This is a genomic window from Nocardia sp. NPDC004278 (assembly GCF_053602975.1).
In genome coordinates, this window is record NZ_JBSGEQ010000005.1 from 15,006 (window position 1) to 40,219 (window position 25,214).

At 67.4% G+C, this 25,214-nt stretch carries 19 protein-coding genes; 7 read left to right on the forward strand and 12 right to left on the reverse strand.

Translation table 11 applies throughout. The features are described from left to right. Window positions 1–5: 5 nt before the first annotated feature. The 3 genes from ACWEO2_RS09260 to ACWEO2_RS09270 form a co-directional block, all read right to left on the reverse strand. Complete coding sequence (locus ACWEO2_RS09260) at window positions 6–1,106, reverse strand: type III PLP-dependent enzyme (RefSeq protein WP_452405123.1); 1,101 nt, start codon at window positions 1,104–1,106, stop codon at window positions 6–8. Between the two features lie 126 nt (window positions 1,107–1,232). Further along, window positions 1,233–3,731, reverse strand: coding sequence for a DEAD/DEAH box helicase (locus ACWEO2_RS09265; RefSeq protein ID WP_452404864.1), 2,499 nt, complete (start codon window positions 3,729–3,731; stop codon window positions 1,233–1,235). A gap of 49 nt (window positions 3,732–3,780) precedes the next feature. Then, window positions 3,781–4,725 (reverse strand): PAC2 family protein, encoded by a 945-nt coding sequence (locus ACWEO2_RS09270; RefSeq protein ID WP_354952261.1) that lies wholly within the window; start codon window positions 4,723–4,725, stop codon window positions 3,781–3,783. Window positions 4,726–5,010: 285 nt separating this feature from the next. Here ACWEO2_RS09270 and ACWEO2_RS09275 point away from each other — a divergent pair, with 285 nt between their 5' ends. Further along, window positions 5,011–5,733, forward strand: coding sequence for a DUF5642 family protein (locus ACWEO2_RS09275; RefSeq protein WP_452404865.1), 723 nt, complete (start codon window positions 5,011–5,013; stop codon window positions 5,731–5,733). 193 nt (window positions 5,734–5,926) lie between these two features. Then, the gene (locus tag ACWEO2_RS09280) at window positions 5,927–7,285 is read left to right on the forward strand and encodes a DUF4192 domain-containing protein (RefSeq protein ID WP_452404866.1); all 1,359 of its coding nucleotides are present in this window, start codon (window positions 5,927–5,929) and stop codon (window positions 7,283–7,285) included. Window positions 7,286–7,351: 66 nt separating this feature from the next. On the opposite strand, the gene galE is transcribed toward ACWEO2_RS09280, so the two are convergent. Both galE and ACWEO2_RS09290 read right to left on the reverse strand, forming a co-directional pair. Continuing rightward, window positions 7,352–8,332: a UDP-glucose 4-epimerase GalE gene (gene galE / locus ACWEO2_RS09285; protein ID WP_452404867.1), complete on the reverse strand. Its 981-nt coding sequence runs from the start codon at window positions 8,330–8,332 to the stop codon at window positions 7,352–7,354. A gap of 3 nt (window positions 8,333–8,335) precedes the next feature. Further along, window positions 8,336–9,022: a metal-dependent transcriptional regulator gene (locus ACWEO2_RS09290; RefSeq protein ID WP_354952268.1), complete on the reverse strand. Its 687-nt coding sequence runs from the start codon at window positions 9,020–9,022 to the stop codon at window positions 8,336–8,338. Window positions 9,023–9,343: 321 nt separating this feature from the next. On the opposite strand from ACWEO2_RS09290, the gene ACWEO2_RS09295 reads away from it, so the two are divergent. Then, the gene (locus ACWEO2_RS09295; RefSeq protein WP_452405124.1) at window positions 9,344–10,498 is read left to right on the forward strand and encodes an acetoin utilization protein AcuC; all 1,155 of its coding nucleotides are present in this window, start codon (window positions 9,344–9,346) and stop codon (window positions 10,496–10,498) included. Next, window positions 10,491–13,259, forward strand: coding sequence for a bifunctional acetate--CoA ligase family protein/GNAT family N-acetyltransferase (locus ACWEO2_RS09300; protein WP_452404868.1), 2,769 nt, complete (start codon window positions 10,491–10,493; stop codon window positions 13,257–13,259). Before ACWEO2_RS09295 ends, ACWEO2_RS09300 begins: the two co-directional genes overlap by 8 nt. Before the next feature lie 86 nt (window positions 13,260–13,345). Here the strand turns inward: ACWEO2_RS09300 and ACWEO2_RS09305 are convergent, their stop codons facing one another. The 4 genes from ACWEO2_RS09305 to ACWEO2_RS09320 form a co-directional block, all read right to left on the reverse strand. Then, a complete protein-coding gene (locus tag ACWEO2_RS09305; RefSeq protein ID WP_452404869.1) occupies window positions 13,346–14,362 on the reverse strand; it encodes a LacI family DNA-binding transcriptional regulator in 1,017 nt (338 codons plus the stop codon). Between the two features lie 252 nt (window positions 14,363–14,614). Beyond that, window positions 14,615–15,583: a sigma-70 family RNA polymerase sigma factor gene (locus tag ACWEO2_RS09310; RefSeq protein ID WP_397028468.1), complete on the reverse strand. Its 969-nt coding sequence runs from the start codon at window positions 15,581–15,583 to the stop codon at window positions 14,615–14,617. Window positions 15,584–15,777: 194 nt separating this feature from the next. After that, a complete protein-coding gene (locus ACWEO2_RS09315) occupies window positions 15,778–17,295 on the reverse strand; it encodes a DUF7782 domain-containing protein (RefSeq protein WP_452404870.1) in 1,518 nt (505 codons plus the stop codon). Window positions 17,296–18,167: 872 nt separating this feature from the next. Next, window positions 18,168–18,908 carry a VOC family protein gene (locus ACWEO2_RS09320; RefSeq protein WP_452404871.1) on the reverse strand — a complete coding sequence of 247 codons (741 nt, stop codon included), beginning with the start codon at window positions 18,906–18,908 and terminating at the stop codon, window positions 18,168–18,170. A gap of 279 nt (window positions 18,909–19,187) precedes the next feature. Between ACWEO2_RS09320 and ACWEO2_RS09325 the strand changes: the two genes are divergently transcribed. After that, window positions 19,188–20,471, forward strand: a complete 1,284-nt coding sequence (locus ACWEO2_RS09325; RefSeq protein ID WP_452404872.1) for an MFS transporter — start codon at window positions 19,188–19,190, stop codon at window positions 20,469–20,471. A gap of 113 nt (window positions 20,472–20,584) precedes the next feature. On the opposite strand, the gene ACWEO2_RS09330 is transcribed toward ACWEO2_RS09325, so the two are convergent. Beyond that, entirely contained in the window at window positions 20,585–20,938 is a 354-nt protein-coding gene (locus ACWEO2_RS09330; protein ID WP_452405125.1) for a DUF3099 domain-containing protein, read from the reverse strand. A gap of 181 nt (window positions 20,939–21,119) precedes the next feature. Between ACWEO2_RS09330 and ACWEO2_RS09335 the strand changes: the two genes are divergently transcribed. Further along, window positions 21,120–21,353, forward strand: a complete 234-nt coding sequence (locus ACWEO2_RS09335) for a DUF3039 domain-containing protein (protein WP_452404873.1) — start codon at window positions 21,120–21,122, stop codon at window positions 21,351–21,353. Here the strand turns inward: ACWEO2_RS09335 and ACWEO2_RS09340 are convergent. Further along, window positions 21,329–22,447: a YihY/virulence factor BrkB family protein gene (locus tag ACWEO2_RS09340; protein WP_354961020.1), complete on the reverse strand. Its 1,119-nt coding sequence runs from the start codon at window positions 22,445–22,447 to the stop codon at window positions 21,329–21,331. The two genes, ACWEO2_RS09335 and ACWEO2_RS09340, sit on opposite strands and share 25 nt — an antisense overlap. A gap of 406 nt (window positions 22,448–22,853) precedes the next feature. Between ACWEO2_RS09340 and ACWEO2_RS09345 the strand changes: the two genes are divergently transcribed. Beyond that, the gene (locus ACWEO2_RS09345) at window positions 22,854–24,509 is read left to right on the forward strand and encodes a DEAD/DEAH box helicase (protein ID WP_355178556.1); all 1,656 of its coding nucleotides are present in this window, start codon (window positions 22,854–22,856) and stop codon (window positions 24,507–24,509) included. A 6-nt stretch (window positions 24,510–24,515) separates the two neighbouring features. On the opposite strand, the gene ACWEO2_RS09350 is transcribed toward ACWEO2_RS09345, so the two are convergent. Next, window positions 24,516–25,124, reverse strand: coding sequence for a TetR/AcrR family transcriptional regulator (locus ACWEO2_RS09350; RefSeq protein ID WP_452404874.1), 609 nt, complete (start codon window positions 25,122–25,124; stop codon window positions 24,516–24,518). Between the last annotated feature and the right edge of the window lie 90 nt (window positions 25,125–25,214).

Sequence of the window (25,214 nt, forward strand, 5' to 3'; positions counted from 1 at the left end):
CAAACTCACTCTCGCTCAGCGCCCGAGACATGAACGGTCAAGGGCGGAAAACCATTGAAGGACACCGACGAATAGCTCGCGGTATAGGCGCCGGTATCGAGGATCTGGATGCGATCACCGGCTCGCAACGAGGTCGGAAGAAGGACCTTCGTGCGTTGATACAGTACATCGTCGCCATCACAGGTCGGTCCGGCCACCACCGCCTCGTCCACGGGGTCTCCGTCACGTTCGGTGACGAAGCGGTATGCGATGTACTCGTTCTCGGTCTCGGCCATACCGTTGTAGCGGCCGATGTCGAGATACACCCAGCGCCGTCCGTCCGGCGCGATGCGCACGCCGATGACCTCGGCGTGAATGGTGCCCGCCGATCCCACGAGCGCGCGGCCGGGCTCGACGACGAGTCCGGCGGTCTCGGGCAGGTATTCGGCGGTGGCCGCGGCGATCACGGCCCCTATCTCGTCGAGTGCGGGCGCCGCCTCGACGTACGAAATGGGCAGGCCGCCACCGATATTCACCGAGCGTACGGAAATGTCTTTGTCCGCCAATGCCGCAGCGATGTGCCCGGCCTGCTCGATTCCGATGCGCCAGGCCCGCGGGTCGGTCTGCTGGGAGCCGACATGAAAGTACGGACCCCCGACGATGAGTCCGAGATCACGGGCGCGCACCAGCAGCCGCAGCGCCTCGGCGGGCGAGCAGCCGAACTTGGTGCCGAAGGGCGTCGTCGACTGCGGCGCCGCGGACAGGAACCGGCATTCGACCTCCGAGCCGGGCGCGTGCTCGACGATCCGCAACAGATCGTCCTCGGTGTCGAAGGCATACCGGCGCACGCCCGCGGCGTAGGCAGTGGCGATATGGGCGGCCTTCTTGATCGGGTTCCCGTAGCACATGCGGGCCGGGTCGACGCCCGCACGCAGGCACAGGTCGATCTCGCCGACGCTGGCGACGTCGAACTCCGCGCCCGCCTCGTCGAGCAGGCGGATCAGTTCCGGGATCGGGCTCGCCTTGACCGCGAAGCGAATTCGCGCTCCGGGTACCGCTGCTGCGAGTGCGCGATAGTTCTCGCGCACTCGCTCCGGGTTGATGACCAGATAGGGCGATTCGGGCAGGTTTGAGCCGGTCAATCTAAGGGAACTCTCCGTCGTTTGGGGGGCGGCCGTCGTTCAGGCACCGCGCGAGAGAGTATCAGCGCGAAGCCCCGGTTAACTAACTCGTTGATGACACCTTGACCATGATCACCCCGCGACTACCGTGACCTCGTCGAATACGACCTCGCCCGCGGCGTCGGACTCGGCAAGATCGACCACCGCCGCCAGTGCCCAGCCGTGGTCGCCCGACGGGTCGTCGATGACCTGGCGCACGTGCCAGAAACCGGGGCGTTGTTCCACCTGGAACAGCTGCGGACCGCGGGCGTTCGGACCGGTGCCGATGCCGTCGTACTCGTCGAAGTAGGGCCTCAGCTCCACTTCCCAGTCCGGGCCCTGGCCCAGCTCGCCGAGGGTCTCCCAGCGGCGCAGGGCGGCCAGTTCGACGCGGCGGAACATGGCGTTGCGGACCATCACCTTGAAGGCACGCTCATTGGCCGAGATCGGACGCACCGACTCCGCGCCGAACGCGAGCTGATCCGCGTCGGTCTCCGCGCCCGGATTGGTGAGCTGCTCCCATTCGTCGAGCAGACTCGAATCCACTTGGCGGACAAGTTCGCCGAGCCATTCGGTCATATCGTCGAGGTCCTCGGTGCGCGCGGCTTCCGGGACAGTGCGGCGCAGCGCGCGGTAGGCGTCGGCGAGGTAGCGCAGTACTACGCCCTCGGACCGGGCCAGTTCGTAGTGCGAGATGAGCTCGGCGAAGGTCATCGAGCGCTCGATCATGTCCCGGACGACCGATTTGGGGGACGGGGCGAACTCCGACATCCAGGGGTGCCCGGCCCGGTAGGTCTCGAAGGCGGGCTCGATCAGCTCGGCGAGGGGTTTGGGCCAGGTGACCTCCTCCAGCAGCTCCATGCGTTCGTCGTACTCGATGCCATCGGCCTTCATCTCGTTGATCGCCTGGCCACGGGCCTTGTGCTGCTGGGCCATGAGCAGTTGGCGCGGATCCTCGAGTGTCGATTCGATGAGGGAGATGACGTCGAGGGTGTAGCCAGAAGCGTCCTTGTCGAGCAGTTCCAGCGCGGCCAGGGCGAACGGGGACAGGGGTTGGTCGAGGGCGAAATCGCGCTGCAGGTCCACGGTGAGCCTGGCGCGACGGCCCTGTGCGTCGGGTTCCGGAAGTTGCTGCACGACACCGGCGTCGCGCAGGGCGCGATACAGGCGGATGGCGCGCAGGATATGGCGGCGTTGGGCGGGACGTGGTTCGTGGTTGTCCTCGAGCAGGTGGCGCATGGCGTCGAAGCAATTGCCGGGACGGGCGATCACATTGAGCAGCATGGAGTTGGTCACGGCGAAGCGCGACACCATCGGCTCGGGGGCGGCGGCGACCAGCCGGTCGAAGGTCTCCTCGCTCCAGGACACGAAGCCCTCCGGCGGTTTCCTGCGCACCACCTTGCGCTGCTTCTTCGGGTCGTCGCCCGCTTTGGCCAGCAGCCGGGTGTTCTCCACCTCGTGGTCGGGGGCCTGCACGACGACGGTGCCCATGGTGTCGTAGCCCGCCCGGCCCGCGCGGCCCGCGATCTGATGGAATTCGCGCGCCTTGAGCCTGCGGGTGCGCACACCGTCGTATTTGGTCAGGCCGGTGAGCAGCACGGTGCGAATCGGCACATTGATGCCGACGCCGAGGGTGTCGGTGCCGCACACCACCTTGAGCAGACCGTCCTGGGCCAGGCGCTCCACCAGGCGGCGATACTTGGGCAGCATGCCCGCGTGGTGTACGCCGATACCGTGGCGGATCAGCCGCGACAGCGTCTTGCCGAAACCGGAGGAGAACCGGAAATCGCCGAGCGCCGTTGCGATGGCGTCCTTTTCGGCGCGGGTGGCGAAGTTGACGCTGGTCAGCGCCTGCGCGCGTTCCAGTGCTGCGGCCTGGGTGAAATGCACGACGTACACCGGTGACTGGTTGGTGGTGACGAGATCTTCCAACGTTTCGGTGATGGGCGTGCGCGCGTAGGAAAAGCTCAGCGGGACAGGGCGTTCGGTGCCTGCGACGATGGCGGTCGGATTGCCGGTGCGGCGGCGCAGATCGGCCGCGAAGAAGTCGACCTCGCCGAGAGTGGCCGACATGAGCAGGAATTGGGCGCGCGGGAGTTCCAGCAGCGGCACCTGCCAGGCCCAGCCGCGGTCTGGATCGGCGTAGAAGTGGAATTCGTCCATCACAACCTGGCCGACATCGGCGGCGGCGCCCTCGCGCAGTGCCATATTCGCCAGGATCTCGGCAGTCGCGCAGATGATCGGCGCCTCCGGATTCACCGCCGCGTCACCGGTCACCATGCCGACCCGGTCCGCGCCGAAGACATCGCACAGGGCGAAGAACTTCTCGCTGACCAGGGCCTTGATCGGGGCGGTGTAGTAGGTGCGCAGACCGCGGGTCAGCGCGAACAGGTGCGCGCCGACCGCGACCAGGGATTTGCCGGACCCGGTGGGAGTGGCGAGAATGACGTTGGATCCGGACGCCAACTCCAGCAGCGCCTCGTCCTGCGCCGGATACAGCGGGGTGCCCTGCTCGGCGGCCCAGGCCCCGAAGGATTCGTAGAGCGCGTCGGCGTCGGTTCCCGGTATCTCGAGCAGTTCGGTCAGATCCACTCCGACCACCCTACGGGCTGGTGTCTACGGCCCGGTCGGGGTGATCGGGTCAGTTGGACTGTTCGCCCTCGTCGCCGTCGTAGCCGCCCTGCTCGGCCAGGAAGCGCTCGAACTCCGCGCCCAATTCGTCGCCGCTCGGGAGTTCACCATCGCCGACGAGCAGGCTGGACTGGCGTTCCTGTGCGCTGAGGAAGCTGTCGTATTGGCGCTCCAGCGCGTGCACGACTGTCTCTACCTCGGAGTTTCCGGCGATGTGCTCGTTGACCTGCTCGCGGACCCGGGCCGCGGCCTCGCCGAGCGCCGCCAGCGGGATTTCCAGGCCAGCATTGTCGGCGACGTGTTCCAGCAGGGTCTGCGCGGCCTCCGGATAGGCGGTCTGCGCGAGGTAATGCGGCACATGCACCGAGAATCCGACGGACTCGTGGCCGTGCTGGGCCATCCGGTACTCCAGCAGCGACGACGCGCTGCCCGGTACCTGTAGCTCGCCCGGCCAGCGCTGGTGGTCGGCGATCAGATCGCGGTCCGAGGAATGCGCGGTGATGCCGAGCGGGCGGGTGTGCGGGATCGCCATCGGAATCGCGCTCAGGCCGATGCTGCGGCGCACGCCGAGCTGTTCGGCGAGCAGACGCACCGCGGTGGTGAACTTCTCCCACCGCAGATCTGGTTCGAGCCCGGAAAGCAGCAGGAACGGGGTGCCCGACGTATCGCGCAGCGCCCAGAGATTCAGTTCGGGCTCGGCGTAGTCGGAGAAGTGGTCGGTCTTGAACGTCATCAACGGGCGACGCGACCGGTAGTCCAGCAACTCGTCGACATCGAACGAGGCGACCAGCTCGCTTTCCAGACTCTCGCGCAGGTGCGTGGTGGCCAGCCGGACCGCATGCCCGGCATCGGTGAAGCCCTCCAGTCCGTGTACCAGAACCGGACCCAAGCCATCGTCGGACGACAGCTGTGGAGCTGGGAACTCCAACTCGTACATTCGCGACTCGTGGTCCATCGCGTACTCCTTCCTGCGCGGTTCACCTATGCGAGCCGCCATGGTGCCGAGAACTTACAGGTCCTAGGCCTGTTGGGCATTTCGCGGCGGTCAACCACTGTCCATTGTCCCCCATGACACCGACACCGGTGACCACGGGCGACACCGACCCATAAGAGAGGGCAACATCGGTGGTGTCCCGCGCATTCCCGGCCGGACCGCCGCCGCTGGGGACTGCTCGCGGGGCGCTCGCAACGATCGGCGTGGCATCGTGGGTGGGCACGGGGAGTTTGGCACAGTAAAACGGTGACTGTGCCGAATTCGACGCGCAGGGGGCCACGCGGATTCGCGGTATCGGGGTGGACGTCCCTCGCCGCGAGTGCGGCGCTGCTCACGGGGTGCGCGTCGACGGTGACCGGGCATCCGGTCGCCGCGGGGCCAAGTGCGGTGATCCAGCATGTGGCGGCGCAGCTTTCGACATTATTGCCCGAAACCACACAGTTCCCGGCCCGGTACGAGGCGGTGGTGCTGCCACCCGAGGCGGCCGCGCAGGCATCGGGGGATCTGACCGGGGTCGGGCGCGGCTCGACGGTGCAACCTGATGGATGTGCCCCGCCCGCGCAGCAATTCGGCCCGAATCAGACGGCCGTCGCGGTGGGCACCGACAACGAGACGCGTGCCACGATCACCGTCGAGTTGACCCGGACCGGACAGCCGCTGTCGGCATTGCGCGACCAGTTGCGGCGGTGTCAGCAAATGCGGGTCAGCCGGGCGGGTGCGACGACGACGGTGACCACCGAACTGCAGGTGCCGCCGCCGATCGACGCCGACGACACCCTCGCGTTGCACCGGACGGTGGTACCGCAGGTGAGCATGCCGGGCCTGACACAGTCCATGCAGACGCTGACCGGCCAGATCGGCGATGTGCGAATCGCGGTGACCTACATGTCGTTCAGCGATGCGCAACCGGATACGGCGGCGTTGGATGAGCTGTTCACGATGGCGGTGGGGAAGGTGAAGAAGGGGTGAATGCGGGTTACGCCGATCGGCGTCGGGAGCTCGCGGCGCGACGATAGCAGGTAGCACCGACACGGTTATCGCTGTTTCACCTCCGCAGGCCGAATCGTCCACAGAACAACCGATTTCCACAGGGCAAAATAATGTCCGGATATGCCCAGGTCACTGTCTCGGGCCCGGATTCGCGGCAGCGCACTCTCGGTGCATGACAACTTTCACGAATCCCGTTCCCGCCCTCGGCGACCCCGGCGACGGTCCATCCGCCCGTGCTGGTTTGTGCTCGAGCCCAGCCGTTCACCTCCGCAGATCCGGGCACGCGCGTGCCGTCGCACGGTCCGGGATCGACTCGGTGCCGGACTTCGACTCCGCTGTCGACGATGAGGAATCCGCGGAGTGCACAAGGGGTTTCGGGCGAGCGACGGGTACCTGTGCGGAACCGCCGCCGATGTTCGGCGATCGCGGCCCCGCCGGGGCACTGCATGTCGATGATCCCGGCGAATTGATCGTCGCAGTGCCCGCGATGGTCGGGTTCGTGCCGGAGCGGTCGCTGGTGGTGGCCGTGTTGCGGGCTGCGCCGGATCCGGGCCACAGTCCGATCATTGATGCGGTGGTGCGATTCGATCTGGATCCCGACGGCGGTCGCCGGGGTCTCGCGGCGGCGTATGCGGAATGCGTCTCGCAGATCTGTGCCGCGGAGGGGGCCACGGAGGTGCTCGCGGTGATCGTCGACGACCGGGCGCACGAACCGCAGCGCACACGCCGACACGGCGCGAGTGCCGGACCGTTGGGCACACTCATCGCCGCGTTCGCCCGGCGGCTCGCGGCACAGGAGGTGTATCTGGAGGGCGCGTGGGCGGTACGCGCGATCGATGCGGACCAGCGGTGGTGGAGTCTGCCCGACGCGAATCACCATGGGACGCTGCCGGATCCGGCCACCTCGATGGTCACGGTGGCACATGTGCTGGAGGGACGGCCGATCCGCGGGGCTCGTTCGGAGCTGACCGATCTGGTTGCCGTCGATGAAGGGCTGGCGCCGCACGTGGCGGCACATCTCGACAGCGCCCGCGCCATCGCGTACGAGCGGTATGCGGCCGCCGTGCGGCGCGGCGATCCCGACGGCTATCACCGGCGGGCACTGGAACAAATGCTGTCCCAGATTGCCAACACCGACTCCGGGGCGGCTCTCACCGCCCGGGAATATGCGGAATTGGCTGCCGCGCTGCGTGATCGGATCGTCCGCGACGCCCTGTTCGGTCTGGCCATCGGCGATCACGCCGCCGCCGCGGAAAGTCTGTGGGTGGCGATGGTGCGGGTACTTTCGGGCAGCGATCGTGCCGATGCCGCGACCCTGCTCGGCTACAGCGCCTACATCCGCGGCGACGGTCCCCTCGCGGGTATCGCCCTGCAAGCCGCCCTGGACGCCGATCCGGACCACTCCATGGCGAACCTGCTCGAGATCTCCCTGCGTACCGGTATGCGCCCGGACACGCTGCGCCGCTTGGCATACTGTGGCCTCGGTATCGCCGCCGACTTCGGCATCGACCTGGGCCCGGTTATCGGATGACGCTCGAGGCGAGCCACCCGGTGGTTGCGTCGGTGCGCGACCACCGGGTGAGTAGGGCCCAGCGTCCTACTTCGCGCTGTGCGCGAGCGGACCCAGGTCCCGGAGGAATTCCCAGGCGTCGGCAACGATTTCGTCGAGGTCGTTGTGCTGTGGGCGCCAGCCGAGATCGGTGACGGCACGGTTGCTGGAGGCGATGAGGACGGCCGGATCGCCGGGGCGGCGGGGGGCGTCCTGGGCAGTGATCGGCAGTCCGGTGACGCGTTCGCAGGCCGAGATCACTTCGCGCACCGAGAATCCGGTGCCGCTGCCGAGATTGAAGATGCGATGCGTGCCGGATTCCGCGGTGGCCAGGGCGAGCAGGTGGGCCTCGGCGAGGTCGCGAATGTGGATGTAATCGCGGACCGCGGTGCCGTCCGGTGTCGGCCAATCGGTGCCGAAGACCGAAATCGCCTTGCGATGACCGAGGGCGACCTGCAGCACGAGGGGAATGAGATGAGTTTCCACCACACGGTTTTCGCCGAGGCCGCCGTAGGCGCCCGCGACATTGAAGTAGCGCAGGCTGGTCGCGGCCAGACCGTGCGCGATCGAATAGGAGGTGATGGCGTGGTCGATGGCGAGTTTCGAGGCGCCGTAGGGGTTGGTCGGCCGGGTCGGCGCGTCCTCGGTGATCGGCACCTGTTCCGGTTCGCCGTAGACCGCCGCGGTCGAGGAGAACACCAGCTTCGGGGTGTCGGTGCGGCGCATCGCCTCCAGCAGCTCGAGGGTCTTCACCACATTGCCCTGCCAGTACTTCTCCGGCTGCTGCACCGACTCGCCGACCAGCGACTGCGCGGCGAAATGCAGGACACCGTCGAAGGATTCGGCCTCGAGCAGTGCGGGCCCGGCGACCGCGACATCACCCTCCACGAAGCGCGCCTCGGTGGGCACGCCCTCGGCATTGCCGGTCGACAGATCGTCGACCACCACGACCTCGTGCCCCGATTCGAGCAGAACCTGCGCGCAGACACCACCGACGTAGCCCGCGCCACCCGTAACCAGAAGTTTCACGCCTCAGACCAGCTTCACTTGGACGGCATGGGCCATTTCATCCGAGAGTTCGAAACCCTCGTGGCCGGGCACGGTGATGACCACCGAGCCGGGCTTGGTCTCGACCGTCACACGGGCATCGGGCACCACACCCGCCTCCCGCAGTTGGCCGATGACCTCGGGATCGGTCTGGATGTGCTCGGCGAGGCGGCGCACCACGACCGCGTGCACCTGACCATGCGGCAGATCCGAGAGCCGCACCAGGGTCTCCTCGGCGGCGTTCGGCGGGGCGATGCCCAGCTCGTCCAGGCCCGGAATCGGGTTGCCGTAGGGGGAGGTGGTCGGATGGTTGAGCACCTCGACCAGCCGCCGCTCGACGTCCTCGCTCATGACGTGCTCCCAGCGGCAGGCCTCGGCGTGCACGTTCTGCCAGTCGAGCCCGATGATGTCCACGAGCAGCCGCTCGGCGAGGCGATGCTTGCGCATGACCGCGACGGCCATGCTGCGGCCCTTCTCGGTCAGCTCGAGATGGCGGTCACCGGCGACCAGCAGCAGACCGTCGCGTTCCATCCGCGCGACGGTCTGGCTCACCGTCGGACCACTCTGCTCGAGGCGCTCGGCGATCCGCGCGCGCAGGGGCACGACACCCTCTTCCTCGAGGTCGTAGATGGTACGGAGGTACATCTCCGTGGTGTCGACCAGATCCTTCACCTGTTACCCCTTCGTCGGCACGAATTCTACCCACGCACGTCGGCACCCCCGCGTGCCGCGTCGTCTCGCGCTACACCGGTGACTGCGCTGTGGGAATTCTGTCGGCGCACGGCTGGTCGCCGTGTTCGCTCATGCTTGTATTTCTACTGCATACGAACGTCCAACGGGGCGGTTAGCTTCCCGCGTAGCGTTGCGAGCATGGCCACTGCACCGCGCGGCGAACACTCCGCGCCGCTCGACGAAGGTGATCTCGAGTCGCAACCGGGGACCGTCGTCTGGACCGACCGATTCCTCGACTACGCATGGACGCCGGAACACCCCATGAAACCGGCGCGTCTGAAGTTCACCATGGCGCTCGCGGAAAGTCTCGGATTGCTCGCCGGTGTCGAGCCATTGGTGCCGGCGCAGGCACAGCTGTCGGATCTGCTGCGCATCCACACCGCCGACTACATCGCTGCCGTCGAACATGCCAAGCAGCCAGCGGGTGCGCCGCTGGCACCACCGTATGGCCTCGGCTCACCGGACAATCCGGTGTTCCCGCGGATGCATCAGGCGGCCTCGGTGATCGTCGGCGGCACGCTGGCCGCCGCGCGCGAAATCGCCGAGGGCCGCACCCGGCGCGCGGTGAGCATCGGCGGCGGTATGCACCACGCGATGCCGGATTCGGCCGCCGGATTCTGTATCTACAACGATGCGGCCGTGGCCATTTCCTGGCTTCTGGACCACGGCTACGACCGCATCGCCTATATCGATGTCGATGTGCATCACGGCGATGGCGTGCAGCGCGCCTTCTACGCCGACCCACGGGTGCTGACGATCTCGATTCACCAGCATCCGGCGACCCTGTGGCCGAATACGGGGTGGCCCGAGGAGACCGGACACGGCGCCGCCGAGGGCACCGCGATCAATCTCGCGGTGCTGCCCGGCACTCGGGATGCCCAGTGGCTGCGCGGTTTCCATGCGATCGTGCCGGGCGCACTCGCAGCGTTCCGGCCACAGATCGTGGTCAGCCAATGCGGCGTGGACACCCATCGCGAGGACCCTCTCGCCGATATGGAGCTGACCGTGGACGGTCAGCGCGCCGCCTTCATCGCCATGCGCGATCTGGCCGACGAGTATGCCGAAGGCCGGTGGCTCGCCGTCGGTGGCGGCGGCTATGGCCTGGTGCGCGTCGTGCCGCGGGCCTGGACGCATCTGCTGGCGACCGCACTGGATCGCACCATCGCACCGGACACCGCGGTGCCGCAGGACTGGATCGAACTGATCCGGGCGGCGGCCCCGACCGTCGACCCGCCGCGCACCATGGGTGACGGTGGTGACATCTCGTTCCGCCGGTGGGATGGACCCGGCGGCACCGGGGAAACTGGGGACGCGCGCATCGACCGCGCGCAACGCGCTATCGATACGGCCGTATTGGCTACGCGCCGAGCCACCTTCGGGTTGCTCGGACTGGATCCGGAGGACCCCCGTGACTGAGAACCCGCCCATTCCGGATTCGGCGAGCACTCCGGTAGTGCCGCCACCGCCGCCGCAGCACTGGTTCGCCGATGTATTGGCCTCTGACGGTGGCGTGGTGCGGTTGCGTCCGATCACACCCGATGACGCCGATCGGCTGCAGGAGTTCCACGCGGCACTGTCGGATCGCACCCGGTATCTGCGCTACTTCGGTCCGTACCCACGCATTTCGCCGAAGGATCTGTACCGCTCCACCCACGTCGACCATCACGACCGGGTCGGGCTGCTGCTGGTGCTCGGGGAGGCGATCATCGCGGTCGGCCGCTATGAACTCCTGACCGACCGCCCCGGACCACGCGCCGCCGAGGTCGCGTTCGTGGTGGCTGACGAACACCAGGGGCGCGGACTCGGCTCGATCCTGCTCGAACATCTGGCCGGCGCTGCCGCCGAGAACAAGATCGAAACCTTTGTCGCCGAGGTACTCGCGGAGAACACGGTGATGGTCACCGTCTTCCGCGACGCGGGCTATCAGGTGGAGCGCAGCAGGGACGGTTCGGTGCTGCATCTGGAATTCGCCATCGATCCCACCGAAGCCCTGCTCTGGGTGCGGGATTCGCGCGAACGCGCCTCCGAGGCGCGCAGTGTGGGCAATCTGCTCGCGCCGCGTTCGGTCGCGGTGATCGGTGCCACCATGGGGCCGGCCCGGGTCGGTGGGGTGATCCTGGCCAATATGCTGTCCGGGGTGTTCCAGGGGCCGGTGTTCCCGGTCAATCCGAACCGGAGATCGGTGCGCGGGGTACGGGCCTATCCCACCGTGCGCGATATTCCCGACGAGGTGGATCTGGCCGTGGTCGCGGTGCCCCCCGAGGCGATCGGTTCGGTCCTCGACGACTGTATGGCCAAGGGTGTCAAGGGTTTGGTCGTACTGACCGCGGGCTTCGGGGAGACCGGCGCCGGTGGTGTGGTCGCCGAACACGAACTGGTCGAGGCGGCGCGTGGACACGGGATGCGGGTGGTGGGGCCGAGCGCACTCGGCATCGCGAACACCGACGCCGCAGTTTCGTTGAACGCGACCCTCGCCTCGGTGCTGCCCGGACGCGGGCGCATCGGATTCTTCTGTCAGTCCGGGCCGTTGGGTGCGGCGATCCTCGGTGAGGCCGCCGCACGCAACCTGGGGTTGTCGACCTTCGTCTCGGCGGGCAATCGCGCCGACGTGTCCGGCAACGATCTGCTGCAGTACTGGGACACCGATTCCGCCACCGATGTGATCCTGCTATATCTGGAGAGCTTCGGTAATCCGCGCAAGTTCTCCCGGATCGCACGTCGCGTCGCGCGTAGCAAGCCGATCGTCGCGGTGAGTAGCGGCCGGTTGGCCGCACGGGCTCAGCCGACCGGCGATATGGACCGCTCGATCGTGCGTGACCTGTTCGCACAGTCGGGAATCGTTCAGGTCGACTCGATTTCGGAGCTGTTCGACTGCGCCGCGCTGCTGGGTTATCAGCCGCTGCCCGCCGGTCCACGGGTCGCCGTGATCGGCAATAGCGCGGCATTGAACTGGCTGGCCGTCGACGCGGCGCGCGGTGAGGGGCTGGAGGTGCGGCAGCCCGACGCGGTGGCGCCGGAGGACGTTCGTCGTCCGCGCCCCACCGAACGGGTGGTGGACGAGGAGTCGGTCGGCGATCCGGTGAATCTCGGTCCGGATGCGACGCCGGGCGCGTATCTGGACGCAGTGGTCGCCGCGCTGCGCTCGGATGAGATCGATGCGGTGATCGTGGTTTTCGCGCCGCCGGTGCCGCTGCCGATGGCCGGATTCGCCGATGCCATCCGCGAGGCCGCGGTGGCCGTGCCCGATTCCGGCAAACCAATTCTCACCACTTTCGTTGCTGAGCAAGGGATTCCAAATCTGCTCGCGGTGCGTGGTCCGGGCGGTACGGCGGCGCGTGGGTCGATTCCGTCGTATCCGGATCCGGAGCGGGCCGCTCGTGCGCTGGCCAAGGCGCGCCGGTACGCGCAGTGGCGCACGAAACCGGTTTCGACGGTGCTGCGCCCGACGGGCATCGATGCGGAGCGGGCCAAGCGGTTGGTCGCCGGATGGATGCGCGATTCCGACGGCCGGTGGCTGACCGATCTGGAAGCGGTGGACCTGTTGGACTGCTACGGCATTCGCGTCGTCGAGTTCCGTGAGGTCCGCAACCCCGATGAGGCGGTGGCGGCCGCCGAGGAACTCGGCTATCCGGTGGCGGCCAAGGCGACCGGCGAAATGTGGCGGCGGCGACCGGATCTCAGCGGTGTCCGACTGGACCTGTGGCGTCCGGAGGCCGTGCGCCAAGCCTATTCGCACCTGGTCGAGCTGTGCGGTGATCCGGCGGTGCACATCCAGAAGATGGCCAACCCGGGCGTCGGCTGTGTGCTGCGGGTGCAGGACGACCCGTCCTTCGGCTCGGTCATCGAATTCGGCCTCTCCGGCATGATCATCGAACTTCTCGGCGATCGCGCCTACCGCGCCCTCCCGCTCACTGCCGACGAGGCCACCGCTCTCATCGACGCTCCCCGCGCGGCCCCCTTGCTATCCGGCACCCCTGCCAGCCCGCGCGTCGACAAACCCGCCCTTGCCGAACTCGCCCAACGCGTCTCGGCCCTCTTCGACGACCTCCCAGAAATCCGCGAACTATCCTTCGACCCCGTCCTGGCCTCCCCGAACGCCGCCGCCATCCTCTATGCCCGAGCCCGCATCGGCCCCGAACCCAGCCGCTTCGACACCGGCCCCCGCCGCCTGGGCTAACTGCCTAAGTCGCAAACGCCGGATCTATGGCCGTGCTGGGTGGCAGCGTCCCAGGGCGCGAGTCAGGGACCGGGTGATCGGGTCGGTTAGCGGTGGGGTGGGGCGGTGGAGCCGCGGATGACCAGGGATGGTGGGAGGAGGACCGAGCGGGGGGTGCGGTCGGGCTCGGCGATGGATTCCAGGAGCATGCGGGCGGTTTCTCGGCCGATGTCGTGGTGGGGGATGGCGATGGTGGTCAGCGGGGGATCGAGCTTGTCCAGGAATGGCAGGCCGTTGAAGCCGATCACGCTGATATCGGTGGGGCAGGTGATATCGCGTTCGGCGAGGGCGTCGTAGCAGCCCAGGGCGATGAGATCGTTTCCGGCGACCACGGCGGTGACCTCTGCGCCGGAGTCCAATGCGGCGTGCAGGGCGCGAGCTCCCGCGTCTTCGGTCCAGCTGTCGCACACCATGATTCGAGCGCAGTCGTCGAGACCGTGTTCGCGAATGGCGGTTCGGAAGGCACGCAGGCGCTCGACACCGGTGGAGGCGGTCTGCGGGCCCGCGAGGTGCAGGATTCGGCGGTGGCCCAGATCGACCAGATGACGCACCGCGAGCGCGATGCCGGCCGCGTCATTGGCGGCGACCGATCCGATATCGAGCCCTTCGGTGCGGCGGTTGACGAGCACCATGGGCACGCGCTGTTCCTGCAACTGCCGCAGCAGGGGATGCTCCAGCAGCGCGGTGGCGATGATCAAACCTTCGGCCTGGTGCGAGCGCAGCGATGTGATCTGGGCCTGCTCGCGGTCGGGCCGATCGCCGGTATCGACGATGAGTGTGCTGTACCCGGCGGCGGCCAGAACGTCCTCGATGCCACGCACTATCGGTGGAAACAGCGGGTTGGTGAGGTCGGGGATGACCAGTCCGACAGTGCCGGACTTGATGGTCTTCAGGTTCCTGACAATCGGATTCGGACGGTAACCCAGTGATTCCGCCGCACGTAGCACCCGTCGTGCGGTATCGGGATGCACCAGGGCACGAGCGTTCGGATTGAGTGCGCGCGACGCTGTGGCGGTATGCACACCGGCCGCCGAGGCCACATCGCGCAGTGTCGGTCCCTGCATGCGGAAATACTAGGCACCGTGCCGCATGGGCCATCGCCGATAATGGGAAACGCTGACCCCGAAGGCCTTTCGACAAGAGGATCGCCGACCGGCTCGCGCGAACCCGGAGGGGGCGGGACGCGCGGACACCGGTCGGCGTTTCGAGGTGACCCATCCGAGGTCACCAAGCCGGACGCCGGACCCGCCTCGGATGTAGTCCGGCGCCTCGAGGACGTGCCGGGATCACCGGCACGAGTTACCGCAGGATTGTGCTCAGCTGGCGTAGGCGCGCAGGCGATCGGCCCGCTCACCCTTGCGCAGCTTCGACATGACCTCACGCTCGATCTGGCGCACCCGCTCGCGGGAGAGCCCGAACAGCTTGCCGATCTGATCGAGGGTGCGCGGCTGGCCGTCGTCCAAGCCGAAGCGCAGGCGGATGACCTGCTGCTCCCGCTCGTCCAGGGTGGCGAGCACGCTGCGCACGTCGTGGTGCAACAGTCCGGCGATCACAGCGGACTCGGCCGAGGTGGCCTCGGAGTCCTCGATGAAATCGCCGAGCGGCGCCTCTTCGTCGTTGCCGACGGGCATATCCAGGCTTACCGGATCGCGGCTGTGGTCGAGCAGATCGGAGATCTTGTCGACCGGGATACCCGATTCGTTGGCCAGCTCCGCGTCCGTTGCCTCACGGCCGAGCTGCTGATGCAGTTCGCGCTTGATCCTGGCCAGCTTGTTGACCTGCTCGACCAGGTGCACGGGAAGGCGGATGGTGCGGCTCTGATCGGCCATACCGCGGGTGATGGCCTGACGGATCCACCAGGTGGCATAGGTGGAGAACTTGAAGCCCTTGCTGTAGTCGAACTTCTCCATCGCCCTGATCAGGCCGAGATTGCCCTCCTGGATCAGGTCGAGCAACGGCATGCCGCGGCCGGTGTAGCGCTTGGCGAGCGAGACGACGAGCCGGAGGTTGGCTTCGAGCAGGTGCGAGCGCGCGGACTGACCCTCGCGGACGATAATGGCCAGATCGCGCTTGCGGGTGGCCGACAGCCGCTTGCCGGTCTCCAGCAGATGCTGCGCATAGAGGCCCGCCTCGATGCGCTTGGCCAGCTCGACCTCGTCGGCTGCCGTGAGCAGTGCGGTACGGCCGATCCCGTTCAGGTACACACGTACCAGGTCGGCAGCAGGGCTCTGGGCGTCGAGGTCCGAATCGCTGGTGCGCACACGAGTGGTGGCGGGGCTTGTCATGACTTGCCTCCTGTCGGTGGTGTCTCACTCCGATCAACGGACCCGACAGGAAGAAAGTTCCCCGCTACTGCTCCGATAAACCGCTCTGAACTGCGGTTTCCATCACTCGCGTCTGAGAAGTTCCTGAGAACCCCACCCTGTCGGAACAGCTCGTGCGCGATGTCTCGGATGCGAGTCGTGCGTTTGCCGCTTCGTTACACGGGCCGTACCAAACCGTGCCGAACCAAACCGGCCACCACGGATAATGCATCGGCCGCGAACTCTTCGGTCACCTCGCCGATGCCATCGGCGAGTGCGAGCAGTTCGATCAGCTCTTGTAACGGCAAGCCGTCGGCGCGCATTCCCGCCACGAGTGCGATGGTGGACTCATCTACCTCGTGCTGCCAGCGCGGACCGTCGCCGCGATGCAGCCGCGCGACCTGTTGGTCCCAGCCGAATTCGCCGTGCAGATAGACCCGTTCCAGCGCGGTGGCCGGATCGACAACGAAACGCGAAGTCCAGGCGAGGTTTTCGGAGGCGGCGGCGCGGCGCAGCCAGGCCGAGCGCGCGAAGTACGCGGTGGCCTCGGCACCGAGCGGATCGTCGAAGCCATGGGTCAGGTCCTCGGCGAGCAATTCGGTGGGGCCGTCGATGGCGTGCAGATAGACGAAGCCGAAGCCGACGCCTTCCACATCGGCGGCGGTGAAGGCATCGAGCCACTGCTCGGCGCGGGCTTGTGCGGCCGGGTCGCGCGGATCCAAACCCGCATCGCGCAACCAGGTCCCGACATAAAGGGCCGGATCGGCGATATCGCGCTGGACCACCCAGGCGTCGACACCGTGCGCGGGCAACCAGGACGAAACCCGATGGCGCCAATCCTCGCCGTCCACATGCACCCAGGCCGCCAGCATTGCGGCGGTGCCGCCGGGGGCGAGCAGGTCGGGGGCCTGCGATATCACCAATTCGCTTGCGCCGTCGAGGGCGAGGCCGGAGTCGCGGTAGGTGTGTTCGATGCGGGCGGGACCGACCACGAACGGCGGATTGGCGACCACCTGGTCGAAGCGGCGACCGGCGACCGGTTCGAACCAGGATCCTTCGAGGAGTTCGATGTCGAGTTCATTGAGCGCGGCCGTGGCCTCGGCCAGCCATAGGGCGCGGGCATTCACGTCGGTGGCGGTTACGCGGTCGGCGTAGGCGGCGGCGTGTACGGCTTGGACGCCACAGCCGGTGCCGAGATCCAGGACCGAACCGACGCGGCGGGTGGGGGTGGCGCGCAGCAGCGAGAGCGAGGCATGGCCGACGCCGAGCACATGGTCCTCGCTCAGCGTGCGTCTGCGCATTGAATCGTCGAGATCGGACAGGATCCAGCGAGTGCCTTCGCCGGTGTCGAGCGGGCGCAGATCCAGGGCCGCGCGCACGTCGTCGCCATCGCGGGTCAGCAGGCCCGCCGCCACCGCGCGATCGATATCCAGCGGTGCCAGTGCCCCCGCGACCTCGCGTTCGGGCAGCGCGTCACCGAGCAGCAACAGACGGATCAGGGTGCCGAGAGCTCCGGCCGTGCGCGCGGCTCGGCGCACCGGGACCGGTTCGGAGCGGCCGAGCGCCGCGTGCGCATCCGGACCGAGCACTTCCAACAGGGTGTCGGCGTCGTAGCCGACGCGGGTCAGCGCGGCCCGCAGATCGGGGCACAGCGCGGTGAGCAGCGATCCGGTCGTCGTCTGGTTGGTGGGCACAGAGGTACTCTGCCACCGCGACACGCCAGCTACCGAAACGTGTCCGTTGTGTCACATGGTCTGGGTCTCGGCGACCAATGCCGGACAGACGGTCGATGCCGGAGGGACGGTTGATGCCAGTCGAGATGGCCGACGCCGGGCGAACGGTTGATGCTAGTCGGGATGGCCGACGCTGGCGGAACCACTGATGCCCGTTGGGATGGCCGACGCCGGGCGAACGGTTGATGCTAGTCGGGATGGCCGACGCTGGCGGAACCACTGATGCCCGTTGGGATGGCCGACACTGGCGGAACAGCTGATGCCCGTTGGGACGGCTGACGCCTGACGAACCGCTGACGTCACTGGGGATGGCGACGCTGGCGGAACGGTTGATGCCGGTCGGGATGGCCGACGTTGGACGAACGGCTGATGCCAGTCGGGGCGGCGACGTTGGACGAACCGCTGATGCCAGTCGGGATGGCTGACGCCTGACGAACTGCTGACGTCACTGGGGTTGGCGACGCTGGCGGAACGGTTGATGCCGGTCGGGATGGCCGACGTTGGACGAACGGCTGATGCTGGTCGGGATGGCGACGTTGGACGAACCGCTGATGCCAGTCGGGGCGGCCGACGTTGGACGAACCGCTGATGCCAGTCGGGATGGCTGACGCCTGACGAACCGCTGACGTCACTGGGGTTGGCGACGCTGGCGGAACCGCTGATGCCGGTCGGGATGGCCGACGTTGGACGAACGGCTGATGCTGGTCGGGATGGCCGACGTTGGACGAACGGCTGGCGCCGGACGAGACGGCATCTTGTACAGGTTCGGGCTATCTGTACGGACGTGTGCCCGGCGTGCGGGTCGTCAGTGTGGACGCAATCTCCTGCGCGGATCACACGCCGTTCGGGTCGCGCCCGGTGATGCAGTACAGGGCGTCGGCGGGGTCCGACATGACGATCCAGTGTCCGTGGCGCTCGACGAGGGTCGCGCCGAGGGACTGGTGCCAGGCGGCGGTGGCATCGATATCGGCGGAGGCCAGGTCGATGTGTGCGCTGGTCGGGCGGTCCTCGCCGAGGCGTTGCAGCAGAAGTTGTACGGGCATCGGCTCTTTCGCGCGCAGGCGGGCGAATTCGGGCAGGCGGCCTCGAGTCAGGTCCCAATTGGTTAGGGTGGTCCAGAACCGGGTTTCGGCGGCGTGGCCGGTGGGGCCGATATCGAGGCAGACCTGGTCGAGGCGGGTCAGGGTGCCGTCCGGGGCGCGGAAGGCCGGTGCGGGTGTCCCTTTGGCACGGCCACTCGGTGTGAAGCAGAAGATCTGACCGCCGGGTGAGCGCAGCACGGCATAGCTCTTGTGGTTGGCGACCAGTTCGGCATCGAGATCGAGTGCGATGCGGACCGCGGCCGTGACATCGTCGACATCGATATCGAGGTGCACACCGCCGAGTCCGGTCACTGCCTGCATCTTGACGCCCGCGACCGCGAAGAGTGCAGGATCCGGTAGGAGCGTGAGGAATTCGTCGTTCGAACCGCGCCGGGGCGAGAGTTGGGTGCCGGTGATCGTCGACCAGAACGTCGCGCATTCGTCGAAACGTTGTGTCGGGCGGTCGAGGAAGGCCCAGACCCACCGAATCATGCTTTGTCTCCTGTTTCCTGCGGAAAGCTCCCGTGCCGAGAGCGCCGTGCGATGGTGTCGCACCTTCCGCGCTTCGACGGCGTCCTGCACGCGATTCGGTACAGGTGTGTCGCACATCACTTGCGCCGGGGGAGTCCCGTCGCGTACCCCCGCCACACAGTAGGGGCCGCGCCTGATGCTGTCGAGGTAGTTTCCGATCCGGCGTGTCTGGCACGATCTTGGCGGTTTATGGCATTCCGGCCACTCGTTCGGCGCGCGCAATTCCGGCAGTCTCAGCGGGTGACCGAACTGCGAACACCACCGACGCTGGGACCTGTCGATACCGTGACGCGGCGGCTGCATCCCGCCTGGGTCGTCGCCGGTGTTGGATTCATCGCGCTGCTCGGCGCGGCCGCGTTCCGTTCGGTGCCGAGCGTGCTGCTGGATCCGCTGCACGATGAGTTCGGCTGGTCGCATGGCACCATCGGGGCCGCGGTTTCGCTGAATCTGCTGCTGTACGGTTTGATTTCGCCGTTTGCCGCGGCGCTGATGGATCGATTCGGCATCCGACGGGTGGTCGCGTGCGCGCTGGTGCTCGTCGCGGCGGGCAGCGGGCTCACCGTATTCATGACCCAGCCATGGCATTTGGTCGCGACCTGGGGCCTGCTGGTTGGTATCGGCGTCGGTTCGATGTCCATGCCGTTCGTGGCGACGATCACCGGCCGCTGGTTCGTGCGCCAGCGTGGCTTGGTGACCGGCGTACTCACCGCGGCGGGCGCGACCGGGCAGCTGGTCTTCCTGCCGCTGGTATCGGCGGTGGCGCATGCGCACGGTTGGCGGGTGCCCTCGGTGATCGTCGCGGGCGTCGCGCTGGCGGTGGTGCCGCTGGTCCTGTTGTTCATCCGCGACTTCCCCAGTGACGTCGGCGTTTCCGCCTACGGCGCCGAACCCGGCAGCACGGTCGGGCTCCGCGTCCCCGCCTCCGGTGGCGCGTCCCGGGCACTGACAGTGTTGGCCACGATCGCGCGCAAACCCGGATTCTGGCTGCTCGCAGGTGGATTCGCGATCTGCGGCGCCTCCACCAACGGCCTGGTCGGAACCCATTTCGTCAGTGCCGCACACGATCACGGCATGCCGCCGACCACCGCTGCGAGCCTGCTGGCCCTGGTCGGCATCTTCGATGTGGCGGGCACCATCTTCTCCGGCTGGCTCACCGACCGGGCCGACCCCCGCTACCTGCTGATCGGCTACTACACCCTCCGCGGCCTCTCACTGCTGATCCTGCCGTCGCTTTTCGCCCCCGACACCCAGCCGAGCATGTGGATCTTCATCATCTTCTACGGCCTGGACTGGATCGCAACGGTCCCACCAACCGTCCTGCTCTGCCGCGAACTCTTCGGCGCCGACGGCCCCGTAGCCTTCGGCTGGGTCTTCGCCTCCCACCAAATCGGCTCCGCCATCGCCGCAACCGGCGCAGGCATCATCCGCGACCTCCAGGGCTCCTACAACCTGGCCTGGTACATCGCAGGCGCCCTATGCGCCGCAGCAGCCCTCATGTCCGCCACCATCCCCCGCCACCCCTAACCACCGCCCCCCAGCCTCCAACCAGGTCGAGAATGCGCTCATGCAGGACACTCACGGAGTTTGCCTGCCTGAGCGCATGGTGATCGCCTGTCCAGCTGGGGGGCTGGGGTGGGTTAGGTGTCGATGGCGCGGTGGGGGCGGGATTCGATGGCGGTGCGGGGCTGGTCCCAGCGGCTGGGTTCGTCCTTGCGGCGGGGTGGGCGGTCGTTGGCGATGAGGACCGCGATCCAGGGGAGGGGGATGGAGGCAGTGATGATCAGGATGGACAGCAGGGCGTTGCTGAACATGCTGTAGGCGACCGCGGCGAGGATCAGGCAGGGGATGCGGAAGGCCATGATGATCGTGTAGCGGCGGACCCGTGCGCGGTGCTGGTCATCCAGTGACGGCGCCGCCTCGGTGATCAGCAACGGATGCTTCTCGTCATTGCCCGGGAAGTAGCCGGTGGATTTGCGAGGAGGCTTCGGCATCGTCACGTCGTGGCGATCACCGCTGCCGATGTCGTCGGCGTGAGAGGAGTCGCCGTACTGCTGCATACCCTGAGTCTCCCACTGTCGGGTCCGGACCGCACATGGCCTGGTCAGCTGGATGAACGCGCGCGGAGCCGACCGTGCTCGGCCGAGTTCGCGCCGATGCGGCATCATGGAATCCGTGAGTACCGACACTCTGGTTCGCCCGGATACGACCACCGACGAGACGACGGGCGACGACACCCCGAAGTTCTTCCACTACGTGAAGAAGAACAAGATCGCTGAAAGCGCCGTCATGGGCACCCATGTGGTCGCCCTCTGCGGTGAGGTCTTCCCGGTGACCCGCTCCGCGAAGCCCGGCTCGCCGGTCTGCCCGGAGTGCAAGAAGGTCTACGACGGCCTGCGCAAGGGCTGAGCCGACTCTGTGCGCGGTGCCGCAGCGCCCGGCGCGTGCAGATGTACCCGGGCGGCATCGGCGTCGATATCGTCTGCCCGTGTGATCGGTCCCTGAGTTCCCGGCGGGCTCGGGGACTTCGCTGTGCCGAGATCGTCAGGGTCGGCGCTGGATGCGTCGTCGGTCTCGGAGTCATCGGATCCGTCGCCGCCCAGCTGGTTGGACAACCATTCCTTCACCTGGTCGATGCGGGTGCTGCGGGCTGGCCAGAATTCCTGAACCGCGGCATTGAATTCGGCGCCGAGGATCACCGCGAAGCCCAGGAAGAACGTGAACAGCAGGAAGGCGATCGGCGTGGCGAGCGCGCCGTAGCTGACGCCGGTCCTGGCGACCCAGGCCAGGTAGCGGCGCAGGCCCTCGCTGGCGGCCATGAAGAACACCCCCGCGACGAGCGCCCCGCCGAACAACCGGTGCCACGGCAGCGATTTGTGCAGCGCCAGCTTGTAGAGCGTGGTGAGCCCGATGATCAGCAAGAGGCCGACACCCGGGTAGTAGAACGAGTCGATCAGTCGCAGCCCCGGTTCGCGCCACGAATCCGGCAGCACCCGTCCGATCAACGTCGGGCCCAGGGCGATCAGCGGCAGCAGGAACACCGCCACCACTAGGAACAGCACATACAGCAGCAGCGCGAAGATGCGCTGCCACACCGGATGCCGGGCATCCTTCTGCCCGTGTGCCTCGACAATGGAATCCACGAAGGTCGACATGGCCGAGGATCCGGCCCACAGCGACAGTACGAAGCCCACCGAAACATAGGCGGCGCGCCCGCGGCCGAGCACATCGGTGACCGTCGGCTCGATCAGATCGCTGACCACACTGGCGCTGAACAGGTCGCGGCTGAACGCGATGATCTTCTGCTCGACGATCTGCACGGTATCGGGGCCGAACCATTCCCCCACGTAGCCGAGGCTGCCGAGCACCCCGAACAGCAGCGGTGCCAGTGACATCGTCTGCCAGAACGCCGCGGCCGCGGATTTGGTGAAAATCGAATCGTTCCATGCCTTCACCGCCACCCGCACGACGAGTTTGCCGCCCTGTCGCGAGCCGTGCGCCATCCGTGCGGCGGCGCGCCGGGCATATATCGCCGCAGTGGGTTGCACGTCGCCACCGCCGCTGTGGATCGGCTGGTCGCCGGTCCCGGGGGACTCACGAGCTGGGGCACCATCGTCGGACATGATGCCTACAGCATCGCGCATCCGAGCATATTGTTCTGGTTTGCCATCGCATCGCGTCGATGGGCAGGAGATGAACAGGGCGTTGCGCGCCGTTCGAATGTGACGCCCGTCGCCCACGCCGCGTCGGTTTGGCGACACGCCATGGGGGACAGCTAGGGTCGTCTGCGTGACTGTGTCGGGTGGCGCCGCTGTGGCGGGAGAAGCGGAAACACCGGGCGATTCGCAGACATCGCGGGCCGCGGGTTCCACGGGTGGTTCGCTACGGGCCTGGCAGCGCCGGGCACTGATGAAATACCTGGCCACCAAACCGAGGGATTTCCTCGCGGTGGCGACGCCGGGCGCCGGTAAAACCACCTTCGCGCTGCGGGTCGCGGCCGAACTGCTGGCCGACCGCACCGTCGACCAGATCACCGTGGTCGCCCCGACCGAACACCTCAAGCACCAGTGGGCCCAATCCGCGGCCCGCGCGGGCATTCAGCTGGATTCGCGCTTCTCCAACGCGACCGGCGCGACCTCCGGCGACTATCACGGCGTCGTGGTCACCTACGCGCAGATCGCCTCGCATCCCGCACGACACCGGGTGCGCACCGAAAGACGCAGAACGCTGGTGATTCTCGACGAGATCCACCACGCGGGCGATGCCAAGTCCTGGGGCGATGCGACGGCCGAGGCATTCGGCGACGCCACCCGGCGGCTCGCCCTGACCGGAACCCCGTTCCGCAGCGATGACAGTCAGATCCCATTCGTCACCTACGAACCCGATGAAGCGGGTTTTCCGCGCTCGCGCGCCGACCATGCCTACGGCTATGCCGAGGCGCTGGCCGACGGCGTGGTCCGGCCGGTGGTCTTCCTCGCGTACTCCGGTGAGGCACACTGGCGCGACAGCGCGGGGGAGGAGTATTCCGCCCGCCTCGGTGAGCCGCTGAGCGCCGAGCACACCGCCCGCGCGTGGCGTACCGCACTGGATCCGGCGGGGGACTGGATGTCCAAGGTGCTGGTCGCCGCGGACACCCGGCTGCGTCAGCTGCGCGCGACCGGTATGCCCGATGCCGGTGGTCTGGTGATCGCCACCGATCAGGAGCGGGCCCGCGATTACGCCGAACTGCTGGAACACATCTCGGGCGAGAAGCCTGCCCTGGTGCTGTCGGATGATCCGTCCTCCTCGGACCGGATCGCCGAGTTCAGCAATAACACCCAGCCGTGGATGGTCGCGGTGCGCATGGTGTCCGAGGGCGTCGACGTGCCGCGTCTCGCGGTCGGCGTCTACGCGACCAGCGCCTCGACACCACTGTATTTCGCGCAGGCGATCGGCCGGTTCGTGCGTGCGCGCAAGCCCGGCGAGACCGCGAGCGTCTTCCTGCCGTCGGTGCCGGTGCTGCTCGATCTGGCCGCGCAGCTGGAACTGCAGCGCGATCACGTCATCGGCAAACCGCATCGGGAGAAGAACGGCCTCGAAGACGAACTGCTCATCGAGGCCAATAAGCAGCAGGACGAGCCGGGTGAGGACGAGCGGCCCTTCGTCGCGCTGGCCGCCGACGCCGAGCTCGACCAGGTCATCTACGACGGATCCTCGTTCGGCACCGCGACTTTCGCCGGTAGTGCCGAGGAGGCCGATTACCTCGGCATTCCCGGGCTGCTCGATGCGGACCAGATGCGGGCCCTGCTGCGGGAGCGGCAGTCGCGGCAGTTGGCCGAACGCGGTGCCGCCGCCCCCGATCCGGGCCCACAGGTCGCCTCGGCGGCCGAGCGTGTCGCGACCGCCGATAAGCTCGGTGAGCTGCGGCGTGAGCTCAATAGCCTGGTCGCCATGCACCACCATCGCACCGGGAAGCCGCACGGCGTCATCCATGGTGAGCTGCGACGGGAATGTGGCGGTCCGCCAACGGCATTGGCGACCGCCGATCAGCTCGGTGAGCGCATCGCGGCATTGCGCCGCAAGTAGCTTCGGTCAGCGGGTTGCAGCGGAGACCGGCCATGCGGCCATGGCGCAGTCGATGGACTGGGTGAGTTCGGTGTGGGAAGCACCGTCGCGCGCGCGGATCGACAGGCCGTACAGGACCGTGGTGTAGAAACTGGCCAGCGCGGCGGTATCGGTGTCCGCGGGCAGATCACCGTCCGCGATGCCGCGATCCAGACGGTCGCGGATATCCTCGGTTGTCTCGCGCCGCTTTTCGATCAGGAAGTCGCGGATACTTTCGCTGCGGGTGGTGTAGGTGGAGCCTGCGAGCACAACCATACAGCCGTGGGGTTTATCCGCCACGGTGTAGGCGATCGCGTTGTCGCGCAACATCGCTTCGATGCTCGCACGTGCCGTGGGTTCCTCCCGCAGGGCGCGGGCGGTGTAGCCGCCTTCGGTCCGGCCGTAGAGGCTGACGGCCGTACGGAACAGTTCTTCCTTGCCGCCGAAGGCCGCGTACAGACTCGGTGAGTTGATGCCCATCGCCGCGGTGAGATCGCTCATCGATGAGCCTTCGTAGCCGTGCTCCCAGAACACCTCCATGGCGCGGCGCAGCGCGACCTCGCGGTCGAAAGCGCGGGGGCGTCCTCGTTCGGCCATGGCCCGATCCTTTCTGTGTCGATCGTTAAATATACCCCTTGACGCGGCCGGGGCTCGTGCGTTTAGCTATTTATGTACTGATCGACACAG